Origin of the sequence: Streptomyces sp. NA02950, from assembly GCF_013364155.1 — a bacterium.
Taxonomy (GTDB): domain Bacteria; phylum Actinomycetota; class Actinomycetes; order Streptomycetales; family Streptomycetaceae; genus Streptomyces.
The window spans coordinates 6,210,026-6,236,354 of the sequence record NZ_CP054916.1 but is presented as its reverse complement, the minus strand read 5'-3'; the positions used below and the strand labels follow the sequence as shown (position 1 = coordinate 6,236,354).

At 69.4% G+C, this 26,329-nt stretch carries 21 protein-coding genes and 2 tRNA genes; 4 read left to right on the top strand and 19 right to left on the bottom strand.

From position 1 onward, the window contains the following. Positions 1-71 precede the first annotated feature (71 nt). The 13 genes from HUT19_RS27270 to HUT19_RS27210 form a co-directional block, all read right to left on the bottom strand. Entirely contained in the window at positions 72-848 is a 777-nt protein-coding gene (locus HUT19_RS27270; RefSeq protein ID WP_176182989.1) for a TIGR03936 family radical SAM-associated protein, read from the bottom strand. Between the two features lie 138 nt (positions 849-986). Further along, positions 987-2,912, bottom strand: a complete 1,926-nt coding sequence (locus HUT19_RS27265) for a TIGR03960 family B12-binding radical SAM protein (RefSeq protein ID WP_176182988.1) — start codon at positions 2,910-2,912, stop codon at positions 987-989. A gap of 103 nt (positions 2,913-3,015) precedes the next feature. Then, positions 3,016-4,620, bottom strand: coding sequence for a CYTH and CHAD domain-containing protein (locus tag HUT19_RS27260; protein ID WP_176182987.1), 1,605 nt, complete (start codon positions 4,618-4,620; stop codon positions 3,016-3,018). A gap of 60 nt (positions 4,621-4,680) precedes the next feature. Further along, positions 4,681-5,883 carry a rod shape-determining protein RodA gene (rodA, locus tag HUT19_RS27255; RefSeq protein ID WP_176182986.1) on the bottom strand — a complete coding sequence of 401 codons (1,203 nt, stop codon included), beginning with the start codon at positions 5,881-5,883 and terminating at the stop codon, positions 4,681-4,683. Then, positions 5,880-8,024: a penicillin-binding protein 2 gene (mrdA, locus tag HUT19_RS27250; protein WP_176182985.1), complete on the bottom strand. Its 2,145-nt coding sequence runs from the start codon at positions 8,022-8,024 to the stop codon at positions 5,880-5,882. The genes rodA and mrdA overlap by 4 nt, the downstream gene beginning before the upstream one ends. 51 nt (positions 8,025-8,075) lie before the next feature. Next, positions 8,076-8,789, bottom strand: coding sequence for a rod shape-determining protein MreD (gene mreD / locus HUT19_RS27245; protein WP_176187354.1), 714 nt, complete (start codon positions 8,787-8,789; stop codon positions 8,076-8,078). A gap of 6 nt (positions 8,790-8,795) precedes the next feature. Further along, entirely contained in the window at positions 8,796-9,740 is a 945-nt protein-coding gene (gene mreC / locus HUT19_RS27240; protein ID WP_176182984.1) for a rod shape-determining protein MreC, read from the bottom strand. 151 nt (positions 9,741-9,891) lie between these two features. Further along, positions 9,892-10,911, bottom strand: a complete 1,020-nt coding sequence (locus HUT19_RS27235; protein WP_176187352.1) for a rod shape-determining protein — start codon at positions 10,909-10,911, stop codon at positions 9,892-9,894. Between the two features lie 319 nt (positions 10,912-11,230). After that, positions 11,231-11,644 (bottom strand): nucleoside-diphosphate kinase, encoded by a 414-nt coding sequence (ndk, locus tag HUT19_RS27230; protein WP_176182983.1) that lies wholly within the window; start codon positions 11,642-11,644, stop codon positions 11,231-11,233. A 75-nt stretch (positions 11,645-11,719) separates the two neighbouring features. Beyond that, entirely contained in the window at positions 11,720-12,076 is a 357-nt protein-coding gene (locus HUT19_RS27225; protein ID WP_176182982.1) for a DUF4233 domain-containing protein, read from the bottom strand. Position 12,077: 1 nt separating this feature from the next. Next, entirely contained in the window at positions 12,078-13,598 is a 1,521-nt protein-coding gene (locus HUT19_RS27220) for a folylpolyglutamate synthase/dihydrofolate synthase family protein (protein WP_176182981.1), read from the bottom strand. A 51-nt stretch (positions 13,599-13,649) separates the two neighbouring features. Beyond that, the gene (locus HUT19_RS27215; protein ID WP_176182980.1) at positions 13,650-15,098 is read right to left on the bottom strand and encodes a penicillin-binding protein 2; all 1,449 of its coding nucleotides are present in this window, start codon (positions 15,096-15,098) and stop codon (positions 13,650-13,652) included. Between the two features lie 174 nt (positions 15,099-15,272). Next, entirely contained in the window at positions 15,273-17,906 is a 2,634-nt protein-coding gene (locus tag HUT19_RS27210) for a valine--tRNA ligase (protein WP_176182979.1), read from the bottom strand. A gap of 122 nt (positions 17,907-18,028) precedes the next feature. On the opposite strand from HUT19_RS27210, the gene HUT19_RS27205 reads away from it, so the two are divergent. The 3 genes from HUT19_RS27205 to HUT19_RS27195 are packed head-to-tail and all read left to right on the top strand — an operon-like array spanning position 18,029 to position 20,858. Then, positions 18,029-18,925 (top strand): hypothetical protein, encoded by an 897-nt coding sequence (locus HUT19_RS27205; protein WP_176182978.1) that lies wholly within the window; start codon positions 18,029-18,031, stop codon positions 18,923-18,925. Between the two features lie 29 nt (positions 18,926-18,954). Further along, positions 18,955-19,986 (top strand): hypothetical protein, encoded by a 1,032-nt coding sequence (locus HUT19_RS27200; RefSeq protein ID WP_176182977.1) that lies wholly within the window; start codon positions 18,955-18,957, stop codon positions 19,984-19,986. A 29-nt stretch (positions 19,987-20,015) separates the two neighbouring features. Then, positions 20,016-20,858 (top strand): hypothetical protein, encoded by an 843-nt coding sequence (locus tag HUT19_RS27195; protein ID WP_176182976.1) that lies wholly within the window; start codon positions 20,016-20,018, stop codon positions 20,856-20,858. Between the two features lie 110 nt (positions 20,859-20,968). Here HUT19_RS27195 and clpX read toward each other — a convergent pair whose 3' ends face one another. The 5 genes from clpX to HUT19_RS27170 form a co-directional block, all read right to left on the bottom strand. Further along, positions 20,969-22,252 (bottom strand): ATP-dependent Clp protease ATP-binding subunit ClpX, encoded by a 1,284-nt coding sequence (clpX, locus tag HUT19_RS27190; protein WP_176182975.1) that lies wholly within the window; start codon positions 22,250-22,252, stop codon positions 20,969-20,971. 179 nt (positions 22,253-22,431) lie between these two features. Next, a complete protein-coding gene (locus HUT19_RS27185) occupies positions 22,432-23,088 on the bottom strand; it encodes an ATP-dependent Clp protease proteolytic subunit (protein ID WP_176182974.1) in 657 nt (218 codons plus the stop codon). A gap of 61 nt (positions 23,089-23,149) precedes the next feature. After that, positions 23,150-23,752, bottom strand: coding sequence for an ATP-dependent Clp protease proteolytic subunit (locus HUT19_RS27180; protein ID WP_176187350.1), 603 nt, complete (start codon positions 23,750-23,752; stop codon positions 23,150-23,152). A gap of 302 nt (positions 23,753-24,054) precedes the next feature. Beyond that, positions 24,055-25,494 carry a trigger factor gene (gene tig / locus HUT19_RS27175; RefSeq protein WP_176182973.1) on the bottom strand — a complete coding sequence of 480 codons (1,440 nt, stop codon included), beginning with the start codon at positions 25,492-25,494 and terminating at the stop codon, positions 24,055-24,057. A 155-nt stretch (positions 25,495-25,649) separates the two neighbouring features. After that, positions 25,650-25,726, bottom strand: a tRNA-Pro gene (locus HUT19_RS27170). Between the two features lie 173 nt (positions 25,727-25,899). Between HUT19_RS27170 and HUT19_RS27165 the strand changes: the two genes are divergently transcribed. Continuing rightward, positions 25,900-25,973, top strand: a tRNA-Gly gene (locus HUT19_RS27165). Between the two features lie 68 nt (positions 25,974-26,041). Here HUT19_RS27165 and HUT19_RS27160 read toward each other — a convergent pair. Then, positions 26,042-26,236: a hypothetical protein gene (locus HUT19_RS27160; protein WP_176182972.1), complete on the bottom strand. Its 195-nt coding sequence runs from the start codon at positions 26,234-26,236 to the stop codon at positions 26,042-26,044. Between the last annotated feature and the right edge of the window lie 93 nt (positions 26,237-26,329).

Sequence of the window (26,329 nt, the reverse complement as noted above, 5' to 3'; positions counted from 1 at the left end):
GTCTCCTGGTCAGTGCGCCAGCCGGACCCGGGTGGCTCCCAAGTGCATCGACGGCGCATCGACGGCGGTCCTTACGCGGAACCTTCCGGCGCCATCGCGGCGGTCAGCTCGGCGGCCGTGGGTGGGGCGGCCGGAACTGCCTCGCGATCGGGCGCGAGCGGGTCGGTCACCGTGCCGGACTCCTCATCGAGCAGCCCCTGCGCCAGCCTGGTCACCGCTGCGGGGACCGGCGGCGCCAGGTCGGCCGTAGCGCGGAGACCGGACAGGACGTCGTCGGGTCGTACGGCAGGTGTCAGATGCCGTACCACCAGCCGCAGTATCGCACAGCCACCGTCCACCGGCCTATCGGCCGGGGCATCCGCCGCCTCGAGCCGGACCACCGCGCCACGTGCGTCGAAGGTTCGCAACCCGTTTTTGGTCCGGCGCTCCACCTCGACCGTGTCGGCCTCGAGGAAGGCGGCGACGGCCCGTTCGGCCTCCGCGTGGGGGACCCGGTCCAGCCGGAGTTCCCATACGGACGCCTCCAGGCGGTCCGCCAGACCGGAGGTTCTGGCCTCGACGGCATCGATGACGTCCAGGCCGGGGGGCAGCGACTCATCGAGAAGGGCGCGCAGCGTGTCGGGGTCACGCGCCTCGGTGAGCTGGATCTCCAGGTACTCGGCCTCACTGCCGGTGCCGGTGGGTGCGGCATTGGCGTACGACACCTTGGGGTGCGGGGTGAAGCCCGCCGAGTAGGCCATGGGCACCTCGGCGCGGCGCAGCGCCCGCTCGAAGGCGCGCTGGAAGTCGCGGTGGCTGGTGAACCGGAGGCGGCCGCGCTTGGTGTAGCGCAAACGGATGCGCTGCACCGCCGGTGCGGGCGGCGGGCCTTCGGGCTGTCGCTTGCCCAGGGGAGTGTCTCCTTGTGTTCCTCGGCTTTTCCGTGCCGGGCCTGCGCGGCCCGGCACGTTCCAGCCTACTTTGTGGGCTGCCGGTTACCGGTCGGGCTACTTCACGACCGACAGCGGCAGCAGCTTGCGGCCGGTGGGGCCGATCTGGATCTCGGTCTGCATCTGCGGGCAGACGCCGCAGTCGAAACAGGGGGTCCAGCGGCAGTCGTCGACCTCGGTCTCGTCGAGCGAGTCCTGCCAGTCCTCCCAGAGCCAGTCCTTGTCGAGACCGGAGTCCAGGTGGTCCCAGGGCAGGACCTCCTCGTAGGTGCGCTCGCGGGTGGTGTACCAGGCGACGTCCAGCCCGACGTCGGGCAGCGTCCGCTCGGCGCACTCCATCCAGCGGTCGTACGAGAAGTGCTCGCGCCAGCCGTCGAAGCGGCCGCCGTCCTCGTAGACGGCGCGGATGACGGCGCCCACCCGGCGATCGCCGCGGGAGAGCAGGCCCTCGACGATGCCGGGCTTGCCGTCGTGGTAGCGGAAGCCGATGGAGCGGCCGTACTTCTTGTCGCCGCGGATCCGGTCGCGCAGCTTCTCCAGGCGCGCGTCCGTCTCCTCGGCGCTGAGCTGCGGCGCCCACTGGAACGGGGTGTGCGGCTTGGGGACGAACCCGCCGATCGAGACGGTGCAGCGGATGTCGTTCTTGCCGGACACCTCACGGCCCTTGGCGATGACCTTCGTCGCCATGTCGGCGATCTGGAGGACGTCGTCGTCGGTCTCGGTGGGCAGACCGCACATGAAGTACAGCTTCACCTGGCGCCAGCCGTTGCCGTAGGCCGTGGCGACGGTCCGGATGAGGTCCTCTTCGGAGACCATCTTGTTGATGACCTTGCGGATGCGCTCCGAGCCGCCTTCGGGGGCGAAGGTCAGGCCCGATCGGCGGCCGTTGCGGGTCAGCTCATTGGCCAGATCGATGTTGAACGCGTCGACCCGGGTCGAGGGCAGGGACAGACCGATCTTGTCCTCTTCGTACCGGTCCGCCAGCCCCTTGGCGATGTCGCCGATCTCGGTGTGGTCGGCGGAGGACAGCGACAGCAGGCCGACCTCCTCGAAGCCGGTGTTCTTCAGCCCCTTCTCGACCATCTCGCCGATACCGGTGATGGAGCGCTCGCGCACCGGGCGGGTGATCATGCCCGCCTGGCAGAAGCGGCAGCCGCGGGTACAGCCGCGGAAGATCTCCACCGACATCCGCTCGTGGACCGTCTCCGCGAGCGGCACCAGGGGCTGCTTGGGGTACGGCCACTCGTCGAGGTCCATGACGGTGTGCTTGGACACCCGCCACGGCACACCCGAGCGGTTGGGCACCACCCGGGAGATCCTGCCGTCGGCCAGGTACTCCACGTCGTAGAACCGCGGCACGTAGACCCCGCCGGTGCGGGCGAGCCGGAAGAGCAGCTCCTCGCGGCCGCCGGGGCGGCCCTCGGCCTTCCAGGCCCGGACGATCTCGGTGATCTCCAGCACGGCCTGCTCACCGTCGCCGATCACCGCGCAGTCGACGAAGTCCGCGATCGGCTCGGGGTTGAACGCGGCGTGACCGCCCGCGACCACCACGGGGTGGTCCTCGGTCCGGTCGACGGCGTCCAGCGGGATCCCGGCCAGATCGAGCGCGGTGAGCAGATTGGTGTAGCCCAGCTCGGTGGAGAACGAGACGCCGAACACGTCGAACGCGGAGACCGGACGGTGCGAGTCCACAGTGAACTGCGGCACCTTCCGCTCGCGCATCAGCTCCTCGAGGTCCGGCCAGACGCTGTACGTGCGCTCGGCGAGCACGCCCTCGCGCTCGTTGAGGACCTCGTAGAGGATCATGACGCCCTGGTTGGGCAGACCGACCTCGTAGGCGTCGGGGTACATGAGCGCCCAGCGGACGTCACAGGAGTCCCAGTCCTTGACCGTGGAGTTGAGCTCCCCGCCTACGTACTGGATCGGCTTCTGCACATGCGGGAGCAGGGCCTCGAGCTGTGGGAAGACCGACTCGACAGACATCGTGTGGGAGATACCTTCGTGAGCTGACAGGGGTGACCCTCAAGCGTACCGGTCCCGTGGGCGGCCTCTCGCCACACCGCCGGCGGGCCTCCTGGGCGGTGGATCAGCGCCGCAGGGCGGCCCGGTGCGCGGGGCGGGAGACCTCGGCCCACAGCTCCGGCAGCTCCCGCTCACGGGCGGCCGCCAGCGCCTCCTCGCGGCCGTAGAGCAGCCCGTAGACGAAGGCGGACTCCCCCGCCGCGTGGGACTGGATCGCCAGCTCGCGCAGTGCCTCCCGCGCCACCACGCTGTCCTGGTGGTCGCCGAGCAGCCCCTGTACCGCGGCCATCCGCTTGGCGAACCGTTTGGCGGGCCTGCCCAGTGCCGGACGGGCCGCCTCGGCGGCGTAGCGGGCCCGCTTGGCGCCCTTGCGAGCGTCATGGAGGGTGAGGTCGCGTTCGGGGCCCGCGGGCATGTGCAGGGCCGTCTCCACGCGGTCGGCGACCCGCCCGTAGTCGCGCAGCACGGCCTTGAGGATCACGTCCTCGGCGGGGCGGGCGGCGGCGGGGCGCAGCGGCGGGGCGGCGAGCAGCGCGTCGAGGCGGTCCAGGAGCGCGAGATAGCGCTCGCCGTCCAGGACCTCGATCAGCCGCCCGCGCGAGCCCTGGCGGCGCGCCTCGGACCAGATGCGCAGCCGGGCGGCCACCGGGCCGAGCCGCAGCTCGACGGGGACCTCCCCGAGCCGTTCCTCGAGCCGCGCGGTGAGCACCTCGCGGTCGCGGTCGATGCCCAGCTCGGCGGCGAGCCACTTCAGCTCGGCGCCGATGGGGTCGGTGACGGTCCGGTCCAGGACCTTGCGGTAGGAGCGGAAGGCGGAGCGCAGCCTGCGGGTGGCGACGCGCATGCGGTGGACGGAGTCGTAGGTGTCCAGGCGTACGGCGGGGTCGAGGGTGACGATGGCGGTGATCTGGCGGCGTACGTAGGCGAGGACAACATCGCCCGCGAGGGCCTTCGCGTCCTTCTTGGCCGCCTTGTCGGCCTTCTTCCCCTTGCCCTTGGCGGACTTCGCGGACTTCGGGGACTTCGCGGACTTCGGGGACGTCTTCCCCGACCGCGCCGGATCGGTCTCGGCCAGCGCCCGGGCCAGCTTCGACGGCGCGGCCGAGCGGCGCAGTCCCGCCTCGGTCAGCCGTGGCTCCAGCGCGTCGAGCAGCGCGGGGTCGCGGCCCTCGGCCAGCTCCACCTCGTACTCGGTCCACCGGACCGGCTCACCGGTCTCCGGTGCCAGCCGCCGGGCCGTGACACGGTCGGCGGAGATCTCGGCGAGCAGCGCGCCGTCGGCGTCCACCAGGTGCTTGACGTCCCGCTCGGAGAGCAGGTGGACGAGGGGGACGAGTTCGGTGGCGCGGACGCGGGAGCGGACCAGCGCGGCCAGCCGGTCGGGCAGGGTGTCCGAGAGCGGGGCGCGGATCTCGTCCCGGGTGTCCGCGCCGACGGGCAGTTTGAGGTGCCAGCCCTCGTCACCACCGCCGGTGCGGCGGCGCAGCGTGATGCCGTCGGCCGCGAGGCGGCGGCAAGGCGTGTCGTAGTAGACGGCGTCCAGCGTGACCACGCCCCGGTCCGTCACGCCCGCGACCGCGTCCACGCCCGTCAGGTCCGGCAGTCCGCCGGCCTTGGTGGTCCCGGCCGCCTCGTACTTCCGCTCGATCTCCCGCGTCATGTCCACCATGAAGTGAATCTAGTCGCCTCGGGGTCGGTGCGGGGAGTCCCCGGAGCGCATCCGCTGACGTCAGGCGGACACCGGACGCTGCACCCGGATGGACTGGAGCAGGCCGACCGCGATCCAGACGGCGAACATCGAGGAGCCGCCGTAGGAGACGAACGGCAGCGGAAGCCCGGCCACCGGCATGATGCCGAGGGTCATCCCGATGTTCTCGAACGACTGGAACGCGAACCAGGCGATGATCCCGGCGGCGACGACCGTCCCGTACAGCTCGGTGGTGCCCCGGGCGATACGGCAGGCCCGCCACAGCACGATGCCCAGCAGCACGATGATCAGGCCCGCGCCGAGGAAGCCCAGCTCCTCCCCCGCCACCGTGAAGACGAAGTCGGTCTGCTGCTCGGGCACGAACTGGCCGGTCGTCTGGGTGCCGTGGAACAGCCCCTTGCCGGTGAGCCCGCCCGAACCGATGGCGATCCGCGCCTGGTTGGTGTTGTAGCCGACACCGGCCGGGTCCAGGGCGGGGTTGGCGAAGGCCGCGAAACGGTCGATCTGGTACTGGTCCAGCACTCCGAGCTGCCAGATGAGCACCGCGCCGGACACCGCGGTGAGGATCAGTCCGGCGACCCAGCGGTTGGAGGCGCCGGAGGCGAGCAGCACGGCGAGCACGATCACCGCCATGACCATCACCGAGCCGAGGTCCGGCATCAACAGCACGACAACGATGGGCAGCGCGGCCAGGCCGAGGGCCTGCACCACGGTGCGGTGGTCGGGGTGCAGCCGGTCGCCCGCGTCCACCCGGGTCGCCAGCAGTATGGCCATCCCCAGGATGATCGTGATCTTGGCGAACTCGGAGGGCTGGAGGGAGAATCCGCCGCCGATCTGGATCCAGGCGTGGGCGCCGTTGATGGTCGAGCCCAGCGGGGTGAGCACGGCCAGGACAAGGACCACGGAGAGCCCGTAGAGGATCGGGACCGCACCGCGCAGGGTGCGGTGGCCCAGCCAGATGGTGCCGATGGCCAGCAGCAGCCCGATACCGGTGTTGAGGGCGTGCCGGACCAGGAAGTAGTACGGGTCGCCCTGGTTGAGCTCGGTGCGGTTGCGGGTCGCCGAGTACACCAGTGCCGCGCCGATGGCGGACAGGGCGAGCGCGCTGAGCAGCAGCACCCAGTCCAGGCGGCGCACCAGCGAGTCGCGGGCGGTGAGCTTGCTCCAGGTGCCGCGCTCCGGGGTGAAGCGGCGGACCGAGTAGTTGTGGGTGGACGCGCTCATCGCTGTGCTCCCCGGCGCCGTTCGTTCGCCGCGAGGGCGAACTGCTTGCCCAGGGGCTGGGCCTCGATGGAGCCATCGGGCTCGATCCTGGGAAGGTCGGCCTGGGGCGTGGGCAGCAGCGCCTTCTTCTTGTCGATGCCGCCCTTCTTGTCGATGCCGTACAGCGCGTTGTAGATCTTGCGCACGGCCGGGCCGGAGGCCCCGGAGCCGGTACCGCCCTGGGAGATCGTCATGATGACCGAGTAGTCCTTGGTGTACGTCGCGAACCACGAGGTGGTCTGCTTGCCGTAGACCTCGGCGGTACCGGTCTTGGCGTGCATCGGGATCTTGTTCTGCGGCCAGCCGTTGAACCGCCAGGCGGCGGTGCCCCGGGTGGCCACACCGGCGAGCGCTTTGTCGATCTGGTCGCGGGTCTCGCCCTTCATCGGCAGCTTGCCATGCGAGGTGGGCTTGATCTTCGTGATCTCCTTGCCGTCGGGGCTGATGATCGCCTTGCCGATGCTGGGGTCGTACAGCGTTCCGCCGTTGCTGATGGCCGAGTAGATGGTGGCCATCTGGATCGGGGTGACGAGGGTGTCGCCCTGGCCGATGGAGAAGTTCACCGAGTCACCGGCGCGCATCTTCATGCCCTCGAGGCAGTTCTCGTAGGAGAGCCGCTGGCCGTAGTCGCCGTTCTTCTTGGCGTTCTTGCACCAGCCGTCCTTGTTGGCCTTCCAGTAGTCCTTCTTCCACTGGCGGTCCGGGACCCGGCCGGTGACCTCGTTGGGCAGGTCGATACCGGTCTCCTTGCCCAGGCCGAACTGGTGGGCGGTCTTGTAGAACCAGTCCGCGGGCTTCTTCTTGGGCTTGTTGCCGCCGTCCTTCTTCCACTGCTGGTAGGCGAGGTTGTAGAAGACGGTGTCGCAGGAGACCTCGAGGGCGCGGCCGAGGTTGATGGAGCCGTAGTTGGCCGACTCGAAGTTCTTGAAGACCTGGCCGCCGATGCTGAAGGAACTGGTGCAGGGGTAGTGGCCGTCGAAGTCGTATCCGGCGTTGACGGCGGCGGTCGTCGGGATCACCTTGAAGATCGAGCCGGGGGCCGCCTGGCCCTGGATGGCCCGGTTCAGCAGCGGGTAGTTGGAGGTCTTGCCGGTGAGCCTCTTGTAGTCCTTGCCGGAGATGCCGCCGACCCAGACGTTGGGGTCGTAGGTCGGGTTGGAGGCCATGGCCACCACCCGGCCGGTCTTCGCCTCCATCACCACGACCGCGCCGGAGTCCGCCTTGTAGTTGGTCCCGGTGTTCCTGTCGTGCGTCTTACGGGCGTCCTTCATCGCCTGCGCCAGCTCCTTCTCCGCGACCGCCTGGACGCGTGAGTCGATGCTGGTGACGACGTTGTCGCCGGGCCGGGCCCGCTGGCTCTCCCGCTGGCCGATCACCCGGCCGAGGTTGTCGACCTCGTAGCGGGTGACCCCGGCCTTGCCGCGCAGCTGGCTGTCGTACTGGCGCTCGAGGCCGTTGCTGCCCACCTGGTCGGAGCGGAGCAGCGGGGACTTGCTGTGCTCGGCCTTCTTGATCTGCTCATCGGTGACCGGCGAGAGATAGCCCAGCACCTGGGCGGCGTTGGACCCGGCGGGCGCGGCGTACCGGCGCACGGCGGTGGGCTCCGCGCTGATCCCGGGGAAGTCCTCCTCGCGCTCCCGGATCTGGAGGGCCTGCTGGGGGCTGGCCTCGTCGGTGATCGGGATGGGCTGGTACGGGGAGCCGTTCCAGCACGGCTGCGGGGTCTTGGCGTCGCACAGCCGGACCTTGTCCATGACGTCGTCGGGCTTCATCTTCAGCACACCCGCGAGGCGCGTGAGGACGGCCTTCCCGTCGTCCGGCTCCTTCATCAGGGCGGTCCGGCTGGCGGAGACCACGAGCCGGGTCTCGTTGTCGGCCAGCGGCACACCCCGGGCGTCCAGTATCGAACCGCGCACCGCGGGGTGGACGACCTGCTGGACGTGGTTGTTGGCGGCCTTCTTGGTGTACTCGTCGCCGTTGCGGATCTGGAGGTACCACAGCCGCCCGCCGAGGGTCAGCAGCAGCGAGAAGACGAGGATCTGGATGGCGACGAGCCGGACGGTGACCCGCTGCGTCCGCCCGGTCTCGGGAATGTTACTCATGGCGCGCGGCGCCTTCCTGGAGGGTGGGGGCGGGCGACGGGTGGGCGCTGCTCACAGGCGCTTGACCCCCTTGATGCGTCCGGTCCGGCCCTTCCCGGCCTTCTCCAGCAGCCCGCCGCGCTGGCCGCCGATCCGGGCGGTGCGGCCGGTGCGCTTCAGACGGCTCAACCGGCCGGCCCGCGCGGTGCGGACCCCGCCCGCCGCGCTGATCCAGCGGGACGCGCTGTCGCCGCCGGGGCCGCCCGCGCTGTCGGCCATCGGATCGTTCTCGGCCTTCCGGGCCAGTGCCATGATCAGTGGCACCGCGAAGGGGGCCAGCAGCAGGTCGTAGAGGGCCGCGGTGAACAGCAGTTTGCCCAGGCCCACATGGCGGGCCGCGTCGTCGCCGACCAGTTCGCCGACGCCCGCGTACAGCAGGGTGGTGCCCATGGCCGCCGCGACGACCACCAGCATCGGGCCGGTGGCCGACCGGAGCTGACCGCTCTCCGGCTTGGCCAGCCCGGCCAGATAGCCGATGACGCACAGCACCAGGGCGTAGCGGCCGACCGCGTGATCGGCGGGCGGGGCGAGGTCGGCGAGCAGACCCGCGCCGAAGCCGATGAGGGCACCGCCGGTGTGGCCGTAGACCAGTGCGAGGCCGAGGACGACGAGCAGCAGCAGATCCGGGACGGCGCCGGGCAGTTGCAGCCGGGCCAGCACACAGATCTGGGTCAGCAGGGCGAAGAGGACGAGGAGGGTCGACAGGAGGATCCGGTTGAGGTGCAGCATCGGTCAGCTCCTGTTGCCTGCGTTGCTCGAGGGCGAGGCGGTCGGGGTCGCCGTCACGGTGACCGTCGGCGTCGGCTTGGGCTTCGCCGGCTTGGGGGGCAGCACGGTGTCCCGCGGGTTGGACCGCGGTGGCTCGACCACCACACCGACGATGTCCAGCTTGCTGAACGACACATAGGGGCGCACCTGGAGGGTGCGGGTGAGGTCGCCGCCGGTGGGGTCGACCCGGACCACCTTGCCGACCGGGACGCCGGGTACGAAGGGCTTGTCCGCCTGGGAGCCGAAGGTGATCAGCCGGTCCCCCTTCTTGATCTTCGCCTTGCCGTTGAGGAGCTGGACGTGCAGCGAACGGTCGCCGCGCCCGCCCGCGAAGCCGAGCTCACCGGACTTCTCCATCCGGGTGCCGACGGTGAAGTCGGGGTCGATGGCGAGCAGCACGGTGGAGGTGGAGGGTCCGACGGTGGTGATCCGGCCGACCAGCCCGTCGCCGTTGAGGACGGTCATGTCGCGGCGGATGCCGTCGTCGCTGCCGATGTCGAGGGTGACGGTCCAGGAGAAGCCCTGCGCGGCGCCGATTCCGATGACCTCGGCGCCCTTGATGCCGTACTGGCCGCGGCTGGCGACCTTCCGCAGCTTGTCGAGTTCGACCACCCGGGCGCGGTTGCGGTCGTTGCTGCCGAGCCGTGCCTTCAGCTTGGCGTTCTCCTGCTCCAGGGCCTTGATGCGGTCGTGCCGCTCGTCGGAGTCCCGAACGGCCGCCACGGCGTTGCCGACCGGGTCGACGGCGGACGCGACGCCGTTCTCCACCGGGCCGAAGACCGAAGCGGCGGCCTGGCGCGCGCCGTCGAGGGGTGAGTCCTCGCCGCCGCGGATGTCCACCGTGATCAGCGCGAACGCGATGGCGACCAGCAGCACCAGGAGCAGCCGGCTCTCTCGTGTGTCCCTCACGTGCGGCGACGTGCCTTCCTCGTCGGAGTCGGACCGGTCCCGGTGATATGTGGTCCACGGCCGGTCCTGGGGAGCCTTATGCCTGTATATCAGCGTTCCGCCGCACGGGCAGCCGACGGCTGTCAACCCGTGCGGCGGATCCGCCGGATGGTCATCTGCGGGGCTGGGCGTCCAGCACCTGCTGGAGCGCCTCGAACTCCTCGACGCACTTGCCGGAGCCCAGCGCGACGGAGTCCAGCGGGTCCTCGGCGATGTGGATCGGCATCCCGGTCTCCCGGCGCAGCCGCTCGTCCAGGCCGCGCAGCAGGGCGCCGCCGCCGGTGAGTACGATGCCGCGGTCCATCACATCGCCGGAGAGCTCCGGGGGGCACTTGTCGAGGGTCGTCTTGACCGCGTCGACAATCGAGTTGACCGGCTCCTCCATCGCCTTGCGAACCTCGGCGGCGGAGATGACGACGGTCTTGGGGAGCCCGCTGACCAGGTCACGGCCGCGGATCTCGGTGTGCTCCTCCTGGTCGCCCTCGAACGCGGAGCCGATGGTGATCTTGATGTTCTCGGCGGTGCGCTCGCCGAGCAGAAGGCTGTACTCCTTCTTGATGTGCTGGATGATCGCGTTGTCCAGCTCATCGCCCGCCACCCGGATCGACTGGGCGGTGACGATGCCGCCGAGCGAGATGACGGCGACCTCGGTGGTGCCGCCGCCGATGTCCACCACCATGTTGCCGGTGGCCTCGTGGACCGGGAGGCCGGAGCCGATGGCGGCGGCCATGGGCTCCTCGATGATGTGCACCTGGCGCGCACCCGCCTGGGTGGACGCCTCGATGACGGCACGGCGCTCCACACCGGTGATACCGGACGGCACACAGACCACAACACGGGGCCGGGCGAGATAACGGCGCTTGTGGATCTTCAGGATGAAGTACCGCAGCATCCGCTCGGTGATCTCGAAGTCGGCGATAACGCCGTCCTTGAGCGGACGCACGGCGACGATGTTGCCAGGGGTGCGGCCGATCATCTTCTTCGCCTCGGCGCCCACGGCGAGAATTCCGCCGGTGTTGGTGTTGATGGCGACGACGGACGGCTCGTTGAGGACGATCCCGCGGCCCCTGACGTACACCAGCGTGTTGGCGGTGCCGAGGTCGACAGCCATGTCACGGCCGATGAACGACATGTTGTTCCCCATGAGGATACGTCAGGCCTTCCCTACTGGAGCGATTGCTTGCTTGAGGTTCGGCAGGATGGGTGCGCTGCGAGGCGCGGAAGCTCTCATCGTAGTCACGCCCGCTCGAACACGCTGCGGGGGTCCTCCGCCATTGTCAGCAGAACACGACCCCGCCCCCTCTCATGGTGACGTCGTGTCGCGGAGATGCGTTCCCCCGATCGGGCCGCATATGCCGAGGGGCGGCCGAGAAATTCGGCCGCCCCCAGGTCAACAGGGGTATGACGAGTTGATGATCATTTAGCCCAAACCGAGCGGGAACCGGCGGGGATCAGGCGAGACCGGGAAAGAAAATCTTGATTTCCCGCAGCGCGGACTCCTCCGAGTCCGAGGCGTGGATGAGGTTCTCCCGAACGATGGTGCCGAAATCGCCGCGGATGGAGCCCGGGGCGGCGGCGATCGGGTCGGTGGGCCCGGCCAGCGCCCGTACGCCCTCGATCACCCGCTCGCCCTCGACGACCAGCGCCACGACCGGGCCGGAGGACATGAACTCCACCAGCGGCTCGTAGAACGGCTTGCCCACGTGCTCGGCGTAGTGCTGCTCCAGGAGGTCACGGCCCAGCTCGCGCAGCTCCAGGGCGCTGATGGTCCAGCCCGCCTTGTTCTCGATCCGGCCCAGAATCTCGCCCACCAGACCGCGTCGTACGGCGTCGGGCTTGAGAAGGACGAGAGTGCGCTGGCTCACGGTGCGGGCTCCTTTGGGGAATGGCATGCGGGTGAAGCTGTGTCGCAGAGGCTACATGGGTGAACAGCGGTCACGTTACGCAGCGTCAGCGGACGGGGTGGCCCCGGCACCGGCGAACCGGGCCTTGGCCGCGTCGACCTTCCGGCCGAAGTGGACCGAGGCCCACCACAGCCCGGCGAAGACCGCGCCCAGGAAGAACATCACGGGGACGACGAAACCGCTCAGCACCAGGCCCAGCTGGAGGGCCCAGCCGATCTGCACCGCCCCGGGACGGCTGAGCATGCCGCACAGCAGCACGGACAGCGCCATGGCGACCCCGCAGACCGTCCAGACGGCGCCGGTCGACAGATCGGCCGTCTTCATCGCGACCAGCCCCGCGAAGCCGATGACGAAGAACTCACCGATCAGGGTGGAGGCGCACAGCGTTCGCATATCAGCCCTTTCCCAGAAGCAGCCGGGCCTCGCCGACCGTGATCACGGATCCGGTGACCAGGACCCCGGCGCCCGAGTATTCGCCCTCTTCCTCCGCCAGGGTGACAGCCTGCTCCAGCGCGTCGTCCAGCCGGGGCTCGACCTGGACCCGGTCCGCGCCGAAGACCTCGACGGCGATGGCCGCCAGCGCGTCCGCGTCCATCGCGCGATGGGTGGAGTTGCGGGTCACCACGACCTCGGCGAAGACCGGCTCGAACGCCTCCAGCAGTCCGCGTACGTCCTTGTCGTCGCTGGCCCCGACCACACCGATCAGCCGGCTGAAGCCGAACGCCTCGGTGACCGCTTCGGCCGCGGCCCGCGCGCCCGCCGGGTTGTGGGCGGCGTCCAGCACCACGGTGGGGCTGCGGCGCACCACCTCCATCCGGCCGGGCGAGGTGACCGAGGCGAAGGCGGTACGGACGGTGTCGATGTCCAGGGTGCGGGCGTGCTGGGTGCCGACACCGAAGAACGCCTCGATGGCGGCCAGGGCCACCGCCGCGTTGTGCGCCTGGTGGGCGCCGTAGAGCGGGAGGAAGACCTCCGGGTACTCACCGCCGAGGCCGCGCAGGGTCAGCAGCTGTCCGCCGACCGCCACCTCGCGGGAGAGCACCCCGAACTCCATGCCCTCGCGGGCGACCGTGGCGTCCACCTCCACCGCGCGCTTGAGGACCACGGACGCGGCCTCCACCGGCTGCTGTGCCAGCACCACGGTGGCGTCCTGCTTCACCACCCCGGCCTTCTCCTGGGCGATCTGCTCCGGAGTGGTGCCGAGCCGGTCGGTGTGGTCCAGGGAGATCGGCATGATCACCGAGACCCCCGCGTCGATCACATTGGTCGCGTCCCAGGAGCCGCCCATGCCGACCTCGACGACCGCGATGTCCACCGGCGCGTCGGCGAAGGCCGCGTAGGCCATACCGGTGAGCACCTCGAAGAAGGACAGCCGGTGCTCCTGCTGGACGTCGACCATGTCCACATACGGCTTGATGTCCTGGTATGTCTCGATGAATCGCTCGGCGGAGACGGGTGCGCCGTCCAGGCTGATCCGCTCGGTGATGGACTGCACATGCGGGCTGGTGTAGCGGCCGGTGCGCAGCTCGAAGGCGCCCAGCAGCGACTCGATCATGCGCGCGGCGCTGGTCTTGCCGTTGGTCCCGGTGATGTGGATCGAGGGGTAGGCGCGCTGCGGCGAGCCGAGGAGGTCCATCAGCGCCTCGATGCGCTCGAGCGACGGGTCCAGCTTGGTCTCCGGCCAGCGCTTGGCCAGCTCCGCCTCCACCTCGCGCAGCGCGCGGTCCACCTCGGGGTCGGCGGGCCGGGCCGGGATGCCGTCACCCTGCGGCGGACCGGACTGGGTACGCAGCGTCCGACTACCGGCCTCGATCACCGCCAGATCGGGGTCACGGTCGGTCTCGGCTCCGACGATCTCTTCGAATTCGTCGGGATCGTCGGGTTCAGCGGGTTCGTTCTGGGGGCGCTCGCTCACGCGGTCCAGTCTACGAGGGAGGACTGACGAGCCCGGGCCCGCCTCGTACCGTCAGCCCAGCGCGGCCCGCATCACCGCCTTGGCGATCGGACCGGCCAGGCCGCCGCCGGAGACATCGGAGCGCGCCGCGTCGCTGTCCTCGACCACCACCGCGACCGCGACCTGGTGGCCTTCACCGTCATCCGCGTAACTCACGAACCACGCGTACGGCTTACCGCTGTTGTTCTCACCGTGCTGCGCGGTGCCGGTCTTGCCGCCCACTTCCGTCCCGGGGATCCGGGCGTTGGTGCCGGTGCCCCGGTCCACGACGGTCCGCATCGCGGAACGCAACTCGGCCGCGGTGTCCTCGGACATCGCCCGGCCGTAGGTCGTGCCCTCGGTGCGGTCCAGGACGGACGCGCTGCCGTCCGTCGTACGGTCCACCAGATACGGGGTCATCAGCTTGCCGTCCCCGGCGATGGCCGACGTCACCATCGCCATCTGGAGCGGGGTCGCGGTGACGTCGAACTGCCCGATACCGCTCAGCCCGGTCTGCGAGTCGTTCATCCCCTCCGGATAGACGCTCTTCGCGGCACGCACCGGGATGTCCAGCTCGGAGTCGTCGAAGCCCAGCTTCTCGGCCTGCTCCGCCACCTTCTTCTCGCCCAGGTCCACGGCCATCTTCGCGAAGACCGTGTTGCACGAGTACTGGAGGGCGGTGCGGATCGTCGCGTCCTCGCAGGGCGCCGAGCGGTTCTCGTTGCGCATCTCGGTGACCGTGCCCGGCAGCAGGTACGGGTCCGGGCTCTTCGTCCGCTCGTCCACCGAGTCGTACAGCCCGTCCTCGAGCGCGGCGGCGGCCACCACCAGCTTGAAGGCCGAGCCCGGCGGATACGTCTGGCGCAGCGCCCGGTTCAGCATCGGCTGCTTCTTGTCCTTCTGAAGCGCCTGCCACGCCTTCTGGTCGTCGGTGGAGGAGCCCGCGAAGGTACCGGGGTCGTAGGAGGGGGTACTCGCCAGAGCGAGGATCCGGCCCGTCTTCGGGTCGATCGCCACGGCCGCGCCGGTCTTGTCCCCCAGCTCCTCGAAGGCGGCCCGCTGGGCGGCCGGGTCGATCGTGGTGATCACATCGCCGGGCTTGGACCGCTCCCGGGTGACCGCCTGGAGGGGGTTCTTGAGCCTGCTGTCGGAGCCGTCGAGGACCGGACGCTCCAGGGCCTCCAGCTGATTGCTGCCGTACGCCTGGGAGGCGTAGCCGGTGACCGGCGCGTACCGCTCCCCGTCGGTGTAGGTGCGCTTGTAGCGGAGATTGCCCCGGGTGGCCTCGGAACCGGTGACGGGCTTGCCGTCGACGACGATGTCACCGAGGGGGTTCGCGTACCGGGCGATGGCGTTGCGGGTGTTGTGCGGGTTGTCCCGGAGGCTGCTGCCCCGCGCCACCTGGACATAGGTGAGCCAGGCGAGGAGGGACAGCACCAGCAGCAGGGAGAACACGGAGGCCTTCCGCAGCGGCTTGTTCATGAAGCCAGAGCTCCTTCCGGGGCGTACGTGGAGAAGACTCCCGGAAGGCCCGTTGTGGTTCCCCGTGGGGCATACCTGTGCATCGGCTGTGCGGGCGGTACGCGTCAGCGCCCCCGCCGGCGGACGGCGGGGGCGCTGACGATGGACCCGGTGCCCGGGGCCGAGCCTGTCGGCTCAGCCCTTGGGCAGCGCCGCCAACTGGGCGGTGATTCGGGCGATATCGGCCTCGGCGGTCGCCTGCCGGGTGCGGATCTTCTCCACCACATGGTCCGGCGCCTTGGCGAGGAAGCCCTCGTTGCCCAGCTTCGCCGTGGTCTGTGCCTTGTCCTTCTCGGCCGCGGCGAGGTCCTTGGCCAGCCGCTTGCGCTCGGCCTCGACGTCGATCGCCCCGGACAGGTCCAGCGCCACCGTCGCCCCCGCGACCGGCAGCGACGCGGTGGCGGTGAAGTCCTCACCGGCCGGCTGGAGGCGCAGCAGCGAACGCACGGCGTCCTCGTGGGCGGCCAGCTGGGTGCCGGACAGCTCGAGCCGGGCGGGGACCCGCTGGCCGGGCTGGAGCCCCTGGTCGGCGCGGAACCGGCGGACCTCGGTGACCACCTGCTGGAGGTTCTCGATCTCCCGCTCGGCCACCTCGTCCCGGAAGCCGCTGTCCTTCGGCCAGTCGGCGATGACCACCGATTCCTGGCCGGTCAGCGAGGTCCACAGCTTCTCGGTGACGAAGGGGACGACCGGGTGCAGCAGCCGCAGCGTGACGTCCAGGACCTCACCGAGGACCCGGCGCGAGGCGTCGGCCTCCGGACCGCCCTTGGCGAAGGTGGTCTTGGACAGCTCGACGTACCAGTCGAAGACCTCGTCCCACGCGAAGTGGAAGAGTGTGTCCGAGAGCTTCGCGAACTGGTAGTCGTCGTAGAACGCGTCGACGTCCGCGACGACCTCGTTCAGCCGGGACAGGATCCAGCGGTCGGTGGCCGAAAGCCGCTCGGGGGCGGGGAGTTCGCCCTCGACCGTGGCGCCGTTCATCAGCGCGAAGCGGGTGGCGTTCCAGATCTTGTTGGCGAAGTTGCGGGACGCCTGGACCCAGTCCTCGCCGATCGGCACGTCCACACCGGGGTTGGCGCCGCGGGCCAGGGTGAAGCGGACCGCGTCGGAGCCGTACCGGTCCATCCAGTCCAGCGGGTTGACCGCGTTCCCAAAGGACTTGGACATCTTCTTGCCGAACTGGTCACGGACCATGCCGTGCAGGGCGATGGTGTGGAACGGCGGGGTGCCGTCCATCGCGTAGAGGCCGAACATCATCATCCGGGCGACCCAGAAGAAGAGGATGTCGTAGCCGGTGACCAGGACCGAGTTCGGATAGAACTTCTCGAGGCTCTCGGTCCGCTCCGGCCACCCGAGGGTGGAGAACGGCCACAGACCCGAGGAGAACCAGGTGTCCAGGACGTCGTTGTCCTGCGTCCAGCCCTGGCCGCTCGGCGGCTCCTCGTCCGGGCCGACGCACACGACCTCGCCGTTCGGCCCGTACCAGACCGGGATCCGGTGGCCCCACCACAGCTGGCGCGAGATGCACCAGTCGTGGAGGTTGTCGACCCAGTCGAAGTAGCGCTTGGCCATGTCCTCCGGGTGGATCTTCACCCGGCCGTCGCGGACCGCGTCACCGGCGGCCTTCGCGAGCGGGCCGACCTTGACCCACCACTGCATGGACAGCCGCGGCTCGATGGTGGTCTTGCAGCGCGAGCAGTGGCCGACGGAGTGGGTGTACGGCCGCTTCTCGGCGACGATGCGGCCGTCGGCGCGCAGGGCGCCGACGATGGCGCTGCGCGCCTCCAGCCGGTCCAGGCCCTGGAACGGGCCATGGGCGGTGATCACCGCGTGCTCGTCCATGACGGAGAGGTTCGGCAGGCCGTGGCGCCGGCCGATCTCGAAGTCGTTGGGGTCGTGCGCCGGGGTGACCTTGACCGCGCCGGTGCCGAACTCCGGGTCGACATGGGCGTCGGCGACGACCGGGATGCGACGGCCGGTGAGCGGCAGCTCGATCTCGGTGCCGACCAGGTGGCGGTAGCGGTCGTCGTCGGGGTGGACGGCGACCGCGGTGTCGCCGAGCATGGTCTCGGCGCGGGTGGTGGCGACGACGATCGAATCGTCACCGTCGCCGTAGCGGATCGAGACGAGCTCGCCGTCCTCGTCGTCGTACTCGACCTCGATGTCCGAGATGGCGGTGAGACAGCGCGGGCACCAGTTGATGATGCGCTCGGCGCGGTAGATCAGCTCGTCGTCGTGGAGCTTCTTGAAAATGGTCTGGACGGCCTTGGACAGTCCGTCGTCCATCGTGAAGCGCTCGCGGTTCCAGGCGACGCCGTCGCCCAGGCGCCGCATCTGGCCGGAGATCTGCCCGCCGGACTCGCCCTTCCAGCGCCACACCCGCTCGACGAACGCCTCACGGCCCAGGTCGTGGCGGGAGACGCCCTCCTTGGCCAGCTCGCGCTCGACCACGTTCTGCGTGGCGATACCGGCGTGGTCCATGCCGGGCTGCCACAGCGTCTCGTATCCCTGCATTCGCTTGCGCCGGGTGAGCGCATCGATGAGGGTGTGTTCGAAGGCATGACCGAGGTGGAGCGATCCGGTCACGTTCGGCGGCGGAATGACGATGGTGTAGGGCTCTTTGTCGCTCTTCGTGCCGGCCTCGAAATAACCACGCTCTACCCAGCGCTCGTACAACTGCCCCTCTACATCGGCCGGCGCGTACTGGGTCGGCAGTTCGGGGTGGCTGTTCGGCCCGCTGTCGGGGCGCTGCGAAGAGTTCTCGGTCACGACCGCAGTCTAAAGGGCGGGGGCACTCCGTTACGAACCCGTTGTGGCCCCGCCGCCGAGCCACGGCAGCGCGTCGGGAAGGATGTTCCGCACCTGTCATGCGCATCAAGGAGAGAGGCACGATGAGCTACCAGCAGCCGCCGCCGCAGCCCGGCCCCTACGGGGGTCAGCCAGGGCCGTACGGCGGCGGCCAGCCGCCTGTGCCGAATCCGTATGCCCAGCAGCCCGGCTTCGGCGGGCCTCCGCAGGGAGGCTACGGCCAGCCGGGCCCCTACGGCGCGCCGGGACCGTACACCCCGCCCCAGGGACCCTACGGACAGCCTCCGCAGCCTCCGCAGCAGGGGGCGGGCTACTACGGCGGGCCGCCGCCGGCGCCCGTCCCCGGCGGCCGGGGCAAGGGGCGGACGATCGGTCTCACGGTGGGGGCCCTGGTGGTCGTGAGCGGTCTGGTGGCGGGGGCCTTCGCGCTGTTCGGCGGGGAGAGCGGTCCGTACAAGCTGACGACGCCGAAGACGGTCGCGGCGGAGTACCAGCGCCAGGGGGCGGGCACCGACGACCACGATCTGTCGGCAGCGGGCAAAAAGGACCTCCAGAGCATTCCGGTCGTCAAGGATCCCCATCTGGTGGCGGCCGACTACCAGACGTCCGGCAAGAAGATGATGAAGTTCACCGGCGTCTGGGGCGAGATCACCGACCCCGAACGGGGCGCGGACCTCGTACTGGCCGTCATCGTCAAGACCCTGCGGGACAACAACACCGCCGAGGCCAACGGCGACGCCCAGGAGTTCACTCCGGACGGCTTCGACGGGGACGTCCTGAAGTGCCAGTCGATGAAGTTCACATCGCAACAGGGATCCATGGAGGCACCCGCGTGCGTCTGGGGCGATAAGAACACCCTGGGCGTCACGGTGATGGCGGACCCGGCTGCCGCGGTTCTCGGCGACAGCATGTCCCTGAAGGACGCCGCCGATGTGACGGCCAAGGTGCGTGAGGACGCGCGCGTCGCGCGAGACAGCTAGCAACACCGAAGTGCAAACGAAGGACTGACATGAGCTACAACCAGCCGGGCCCCTACGGCCAGCAGCCCCAGCAGCCGGGTCCCTACGGGCAGGGCGGTGCGGCCGGCCAGCCCGGCTACGGCTACCCGCAGCAGGGCGGCTACGGGCAGCAGCCCCAGCAGCCGGGTCCCTACGGGCAGCCACAGGGCCAGCCGCAGCCGGGCTACGGCTACCCGCAGCAGCCGCCCGCCGCGCCCTACGGCCAGCCCCAGCAGCCGTACGGCCAGCAGCCTCCCTACGGGCAGCCGGGCATGCCGGGCCCGTACCAGCCGGGTCCGGGCCCCGGCGGCAACAAGAAGAAGGGCATAGCCATCGCCATCGGCGCGGTGGTCGTGGTGGCCGCGGTGATCGGCGGCATCGTGCTCATGGGCGGCGGTGACGACGACAAGGACGGCGGCAACGCCAAGGGCGGCAAGGGCGGTAGCTCGAAGGTCGCCGACGACGGCAAGCGCTACAAGCTGACCACGCCCGAGACGGTGGCCACGGACTACACCAAGGAGCCCGGGCAGTCCGGCGCCCAGTTGAGCGAGAGCGACAAGCGCGACTTCGCCACCTTCGGGGTCACCAACCCGGAGGGTGCCGGCGCCCGCTACAAGTCGGGGTCGGGCATGCAGCTCAAGGCACTTGAGTACAGGGGGGTCTGGGGCGAGGTGAAGGACCCGGCGGCGGTCGTCGACGGCGCCTTCGCGAAGATCGCCAAGGAGGCCACGGACGACCCGTCGGTCGGTTCCAACGGCGGCAAGGCCGAACTGGTCGGCAGCCCGGAGGAGCAGTCCCCGAGCGGACTCGGCGACGGGGCCGTGATGAAGTGCCAGAACACCAAGTTCACGCCGGGTTCGGCCGCCACCAGTGGGGCCAAGTCCTTCACCATCCCGATCTGCATGTGGGGTGACCACAGCACCGTCGTCTATGTGGTGGTCTCCGACACGGCGTCCGCGCTCTCCGGCCGCGGCCTCTCCCTGAGCGAGGCCGCCGAGATCACCGCCAATGTCCGCAAGGACGTGCGCGTCGAAATCAAGTAAGCGAACCGGAAGGGGAATCCCCAGCACCCATGAGCTACAACCAGCCACCGCCGCCGCCCGGTCCTCCGCCCGGACCGTTCGGTGGCGGTCAGCCCAATCCGTACGGCGGGGGTCAGCAGCCGTCCGCCGAGCCCAACCCGTACGCCCAGTCCCCGTCCTACGGCTACCCCCAGCAGCCGCAGGCACCCCAACAAGGGTACGGCTTCCCCCAGCAGCCGGGACCCTACGGACAGCCGCCCTACCCGGGGCAACCCGCGCCCGGCGGGGGCCGCAACAAGACCACCATCATCGCCATTACGGCCGCCGCGCTCGTGGTGGCGGGCGCGGTCGTCACCGGAGCCGTGGTGCTCACCGGCGGCGAGGACAAGCCCAAGGCGATGAAGCTGGTCACCCCCAAGGAACTCGACGACGGCGGTTACAAGCTGGACAAGGGCACGACGGACCTCAAGAACGAGGGCACGACCGTGCAGGACAGCATGCCCGAGGGCGCGACCTCGGTCATGGCCCGTTACACCCAGGCCGACGACGAGAACTCGGGGCTGGTCTTCTCCGGTATGTACGGCGAGATCAGCGACCCCAAGAAGGTCCAGGACTCGATGTTCAAGAGCTTCAAGGGCGGCGACAGCTCCCCGAGCGTCGAGAAGAAGCGCAAGCGGTTCCAGCCGGGCGGCGCGGACGGCCCCGCCATCGAATGCGAGGTCGTCAAGCTCTACGACCGTCTCTACGCCCCGGCCTGCGCCTGGGCGGAGAAGACCGACGCCGCGATGGTGCTGGACGTCGACGGGGAGAGCGAGAGCGTGTCCGACGCCGACATGGCTGCCTTCGCCAAGGTGACCGCCGGTATCTACAAGGACACCCGCAAGCCGGCCTGAGGCGCCGCGGGGGCGCCCTCAGGCGCGCGCGAGACACGAAGAGGGCTCCGGGAAGCCGGGGCCCTCTTCGTATGCGCTGTGGGGCGGTGAGGCCGCCAGGAGGGGCTGTGTCAGGCGCTCTTCTCGTGGCGCTCGCCCGGCTCGCTGCCGCGGGTGCGCGGGACCAGGGTCGGGTTGACGTTGGAGTGCACGACCTCCTCGGTGATGACGACCCGGGCGACGTCCTTGCGGGAGGGCACCTCGTACATCGCCGACATCAGCACCTCTTCGATGATGGCGCGCAGTCCGCGCGCGCCGGTGCCGCGCAGAATCGCCTGGTCGGCGATGGCCTCGAGGGCGGGACGGTCGAAGTCCAGCTCCACACCGTCGAGTTCGAACAGCCGCTGATACTGCTTGACCAGTGCGTTCCGCGGCTCGACCAGGATCTGGAGCAGCGCCTCGCGGTCGAGGTTGTGGACGGAGGTGATGACCGGGAGACGGCCGATGAACTCCGGGATCATCCCGAACTTCACCAGGTCCTCCGGCATGACCTCCTGGAACTGGTCGCTGGCCTCGATCTCGCGCTTGGAGCGGATGGTGGCGCCGAAGCCGATGCCCTTGGCGCCGGCCCGCGACTCGATGATCTTCTCCAGACCGGCGAACGCACCGCCCACGATGAACAGCACGTTCGTGGTGTCGATCTGGATGAACTCCTGGTGCGGGTGTTTCCGGCCGCCCTGCGGCGGAACGGAGGCGGTGGTGCCCTCCAGGATCTTCAGCAGCGCCTGCTGGACGCCCTCGCCGGAGACATCACGGGTGATCGAGGGGTTCTCGCTCTTACGGGCCACCTTGTCGATCTCGTCGATGTAGATGATGCCCGTCTCGGCCTTCTTGACGTCGTAGTCAGCGGCCTGGATCAGCTTCAGGAGGATGTTCTCCACGTCCTCGCCGACATAGCCCGCCTCGGTGAGCGCGGTGGCGTCGGCGATGGCGAAGGGGACGTTGAGCATCCGGGCCAGGGTCTGGGCCAGCAGGGTCTTCCCGGAGCCGGTGGGGCCGAGCAGCAGGATGTTGGACTTCGCCAACTCGATGCCGTCGTCGCGGTGGCCGCCGTTCTCCCCCGCCTGCACCCGCTTGTAGTGGTTGTAGACGGCGACGGAGAGCGCCTTCTTGGCGGCCTCCTGGCCGACCACATAGCCCTCGAGGAACTCGTAGATCTCTCGCGGCTTGGGGAGTTCCTCCCAGCGCACCTCGGAGGTCTCGGCGAGCTCCTCCTCGATGATCTCGTTGCAGAGGTCGATGCATTCATCGCAGATGTACACACCCGGGCCCGCGATGAGCTTCTTCACCTGCTTCTGGCTCTTCCCGCAGAACGAGCACTTGAGCAGGTCGCCGCCGTCACCGATGCGTGCCACGAGGTGCTTCCCCTTCGCCTTGGATCCGCTTTGCTCAGCGGACCCGGGTGCTTGCGCTGCGCTTTCTGCTTCTGTTACCGGGGACCTGCCCCAGCCCTCTATGACGGTACCTTGCCGGGCCCCCGGTTCGGGCCCCCCTTGGACCTACTCGGTCCGAGGGGGGCAATGTCACCGGTCCGTCACCCGAGGCCGACGGAGGTCTTGCGGGTCGAGACGATCTGGTCGATCAGACCGTACGACAGCGACTCCTCGGCGGTCAGGATCTTGTCCCGCTCGATGTCGTCGCGGATCTTCTCGATCGGCGTGGTGGAGTGCTTGGCCAGCATCTCCTCCAGCTGCGAGCGCATCCGCAGGATCTCGTTGGCCGCGATCTCCAGGTCGGAGACCTGGCCGCGGCCGGTCTCGCTGTAGGGCTGGTGGATCAGGATCCGGGCGTTGGGCAGCGCCATACGCTTGCCGGGGGTGCCGGCGGCGAGCAGCACGGCCGCGGCGGAGGCCGCCTGGCCCATGCAGACCGTCTGGATGTCGGGCTTGACGAACTGCATCGTGTCGTAGATGGCGGTCAGCGCGGTGAACGAGCCGCCGGGCGAGTTGATGTAGACCGAAATGTCGCGGTCCGGGTCCATCGACTCCAGGCACAGCAGCTGCGCCATGACGTCATTGGCCGAGGCGTCGTCGATCTGCACGCCCAGGAAGATCACCCGCTCCTCGAAGAGCTTGGCGTACGGGTCGTACTCGCGGATGCCCTGGGAGGTGCGCTCGACGAAGCGCGGCACGACATAGCGGGATTCGGCCATCGGGCGGTCGTAGATGCCGCTGCCGGGAAAGTTGTTCATCTGGGTCTTCACCATCCTGTGGCGATCTGAGGGCTGGAGGTCGGCTACGGGACGGCGGGACTCAGGCCCCAGTGCCGCCCCCGCCCGGAACGCTCGAGGCGGACAGCATGACGTCGTCGACCAGGCCGTACTCCTTGGCCTCCTCGGCGGAGAACCAGCGGTCACGGTCCGAGTCGCGGGTGATCTGCTCCACGGTCTGGCCGGTGTGGAAGGCGGTCAGCTCCGCCATGCGCTTCTTGGTGTGCAGCAGCCGCTCCGCGTGGATCTTGATGTCCGAGGCCGAACCCGCCAGACCAGCGGAGGGCTGGTGGATCAGGATCTCGGCGTTCGGCAGCGCGAACCGCTTGCCCGGGGTCCCCGCACTCAGCAGGAACTGGCCCATCGAGGCGGCGAGGCCCATGGCGATGGTGACCACGTCGTTCTGGATGTACTGCATGGTGTCGTAGATCGCCATGCCGGCCGAGATCGAGCCGCCCGGAGAGTTGATGTAGAGGTAAATGTCCTTGTCCGGGTCGGCTGCCAGCAGGAGCAGCTGCGCCGTGATCTTGTTCGCGATGTCGTCGTCGACCGGCTGGCCGAGGAAGATGATCCGCTCGCCGAGCAGCCGGTTGTAGACCTGGTCGCCGAGGCCACCGATGGTCGGCTCGCCGGCGGCGGAAGGCATCGTATTCGTCACGTATCCACCTGCTCGTCTCTGACGGCGACTGGCCGTCTCAGCGTCTTCGTCTGGGCGCGGGGGACATGGCCGCCGGTGCGCCCCGGCGGGCTTGTGAGACTCCCCTGCCCTCGTATCTACGGACCCTAACGCGCTGGTCGGCGGGCGCCATCCCGCATCAGGAACTGTTCGCTCTGAGCGCATGTCCCACCGCCGGGCGGCCACCGGAGTGCCGCTTCGCGGAACACGAACGGGCCCGGACGTGTGCATACGTTCGGGCCCGTTCGTACGGGCTGCGGGGCGGGCGAGGGTCAGCTCTCGGCCTTGTCCTGCTTGTCGCCCTCGGCCGGGGTGTCGTCGGCCGACGCCTCGGCGGCCTCGGTGGACTCCTCAGCGGACTCCCCGGCGGTGGCCTCGACGGTCTCGCCGGTCTCGTCCTCGTCGTCCAGGTCGACGGTCTCGCCCTTGTCGTCGACGACCTTGGCGGCCTCGACCACCACGGCCAGCGCCTTGCCGCGGGCGACCTCACCGACGAGCATCGGCACCTGGCCGCCCTCGACGACGGCCTGCGCGAACTGGTCGGGGCTCATCCCGGAGGACTGCGCACGGCGCATCAGGTGCTCGGTGAGCTCCTCCTGGCCGACCGACAGCTGCTCCTTGTTGACCAGCTCGTCCAGGACGAACTGGGTGCGGATGCCCTTCTCGGCCTGCTCCCTGAGCTCGGCGTCGAACTCCTCGGCGGTCTTGCCCTGCATCTCGAGGTAGGAGTCCAGGTTCAGGCCCATCTGGCCGAGCTGGTGGTGCTCCAGGTTGTGCTTGCGGGTGTTGATCTCGTCCTCGAGCAGCTTCTCGGGGATCGGGACCTCGACCAGCTCCAGGAGGGCGTCCAGCACCTTCTCCTGGGCCTGGGTGGCCTGCTCGAACTTCTTGGTCTGCGCCAGTCGCTTGCGGCTGTCGGCGCGCAGCTCCTCGAGGGTGTCGAACTCGCTGGCCAGCTGAGCGAAGTCGTCGTCCAGCTCGGGCAGCTCACGGGCCTTGACCTCGGAGACCTGGACCGAGACCTCGGCCTCCTTGCCCTGGGCGGAGCCGCCCTTGAGCTCGGAGGTGAAGGTGGCGGAGCCACCGGCCTCCAGGCCGGTCACGGCCTCGTCGATGCCGTCCAGCAGCTCACCGGAGCCGATGGTGTAGGTGACGCCCTGGGCGACACCGTCCTCCAGGACCTCGCCGTCGACCTTGGCCTCGAGGTCGATGACCACGACGTCGCCCTCGGCCGCGGGCCGCTCGACGGCGGCGGTGGTGGTGGCGAAGCGGTCGCGCAGCTGCTCGACCGAGGCGTCGATGTCCTCGTCGGACACCTCGACGGAGTCCACGGTGACCTCGATGCCCGAGTAGTCCGGGATCTCGATCGACGGACGGATGTCGACCTCGGCCGTGAAGGCCAGCAGCTCGTTGTCCTTGAGCTCGGTGATGTCGACCTCGGGCTGGCCCAGCGGGTTGAGCTCACCCTCGTTGACCGCTTCGGTGTAGAACTTCGGGAGCGCGTCGTTGACGGCCTCCTCCAGCACCGCGCCGCGGCCGAACCGCTGGTCGATAACGCGGGCCGGGATCTTGCCCTTGCGGAACCCAGGCACCGTGACCTGCTGGTTGATCTTCTTGTACGCCGCGTCGAGGCTGGGCTTGAGCTCCTCGAAGGGCACCTCGACAGTGAGCCGAACCCGGGTCGGGTTCAGGTTCTCCACGGCGCTCTTCACGGTTCGGTCTCCTTGGGGCTGACGTGTGGTGTTCTGCTGCTTGCGCTGTTGCGTCCGCAGCCGATCGCGCCCGGTAGAGAGAAAGACACAGACGCGCAGCTTGCATAGTAACCGCACGGCTGACGCGCCCCACAACGCGATCTTGTCGCCGGTGATGGTCGGGGTGGCCGGATTCGAACCGACGACCTTCCGCTCCCAAAGCGGACGCGCTACCAAGCTGCGCCACACCCCGTCGGTGCGACACGTAGGGTACATGGCCGCGGACGCCCCGGCTGCCGGTTATTCGACTGGTGGGCAAGGGTGTGCGGGAGAGCGCCGGAACCCGCTACGATGCATGCCGTGCCGCGCTCCGGGCGATCGATCCCGGACGCTGCCGTCCCGGTGGACCGGGCGGACGCGGCGCGCGCGGGCGTAGCTCAATGGTAGAGCCCCAGTCTTCCAAACTGGCTACGCGGGTTCGATTCCCGTCGCCCGCTCCACGGCCCTCGGCCCGGTTCCGGACATCTCTTCCGGACCGGGCCGTTGTGCGTTACGCGAGACCGGCGGGTCAGACATCAATGTCACTGATGGCGTTCGCGACCGAGTCGAGGAAGTCCTGGATGTCCGGTGCGAGGTCCGAAGAGGCGAGCAGGAAGCCGAAGAGCATCGCGACGAGGCCCGGGCCCCACTTGATCGAGCCATTGCGGATCATCAGCACCAGGACGATGCCGACCAGCACCACCAATGACAGAGAAATGACCACAGCTGATCACGCACCCTCGGTCGCCCATGTCTCACCGGCCCCGGAAGCACGCGACCCCGCACACCCCCGCGGTCACCATCGTGCCACCAACTA

Coding starts and splice junctions, on each gene's coding strand:
- HUT19_RS27225 (WP_176182982.1), bottom strand. CDS start 12,076: ATGCGAACGCTGTGCGCCTCCACCCTGATCGGTGAGTTCTTCGTCATC.
- HUT19_RS27205 (WP_176182978.1), top strand. CDS start 18,029: ATGAGCTACCAGCAGCCGCCGCCGCAGCCCGGCCCCTACGGGGGTCAG.
- HUT19_RS27260 (WP_176182987.1), bottom strand. CDS start 4,620: ATGGTGGACATGACGCGGGAGATCGAGCGGAAGTACGAGGCGGCCGGG.
- HUT19_RS27215 (WP_176182980.1), bottom strand. CDS start 15,098: ATGAACAAGCCGCTGCGGAAGGCCTCCGTGTTCTCCCTGCTGCTGGTG.
- HUT19_RS27185 (WP_176182974.1), bottom strand. CDS start 23,088: ATGAACAACTTTCCCGGCAGCGGCATCTACGACCGCCCGATGGCCGAA.
- rodA (WP_176182986.1), bottom strand. CDS start 5,883: ATGAGCGCGTCCACCCACAACTACTCGGTCCGCCGCTTCACCCCGGAG.
- HUT19_RS27200 (WP_176182977.1), top strand. CDS start 18,955: ATGAGCTACAACCAGCCGGGCCCCTACGGCCAGCAGCCCCAGCAGCCG.
- HUT19_RS27180 (WP_176187350.1), bottom strand. CDS start 23,752: ATGCCTTCCGCCGCCGGCGAGCCGACCATCGGTGGCCTCGGCGACCAG.
- HUT19_RS27235 (WP_176187352.1), bottom strand. CDS start 10,911: ATGTCGTTCATCGGCCGTGACATGGCTGTCGACCTCGGCACCGCCAAC.
- HUT19_RS27265 (WP_176182988.1), bottom strand. CDS start 2,912: ATGTCTGTCGAGTCGGTCTTCCCACAGCTCGAGGCCCTGCTCCCGCAT.
- HUT19_RS27195 (WP_176182976.1), top strand. CDS start 20,016: ATGAGCTACAACCAGCCACCGCCGCCGCCCGGTCCTCCGCCCGGACCG.
- mrdA (WP_176182985.1), bottom strand. CDS start 8,024: ATGAGTAACATTCCCGAGACCGGGCGGACGCAGCGGGTCACCGTCCGG.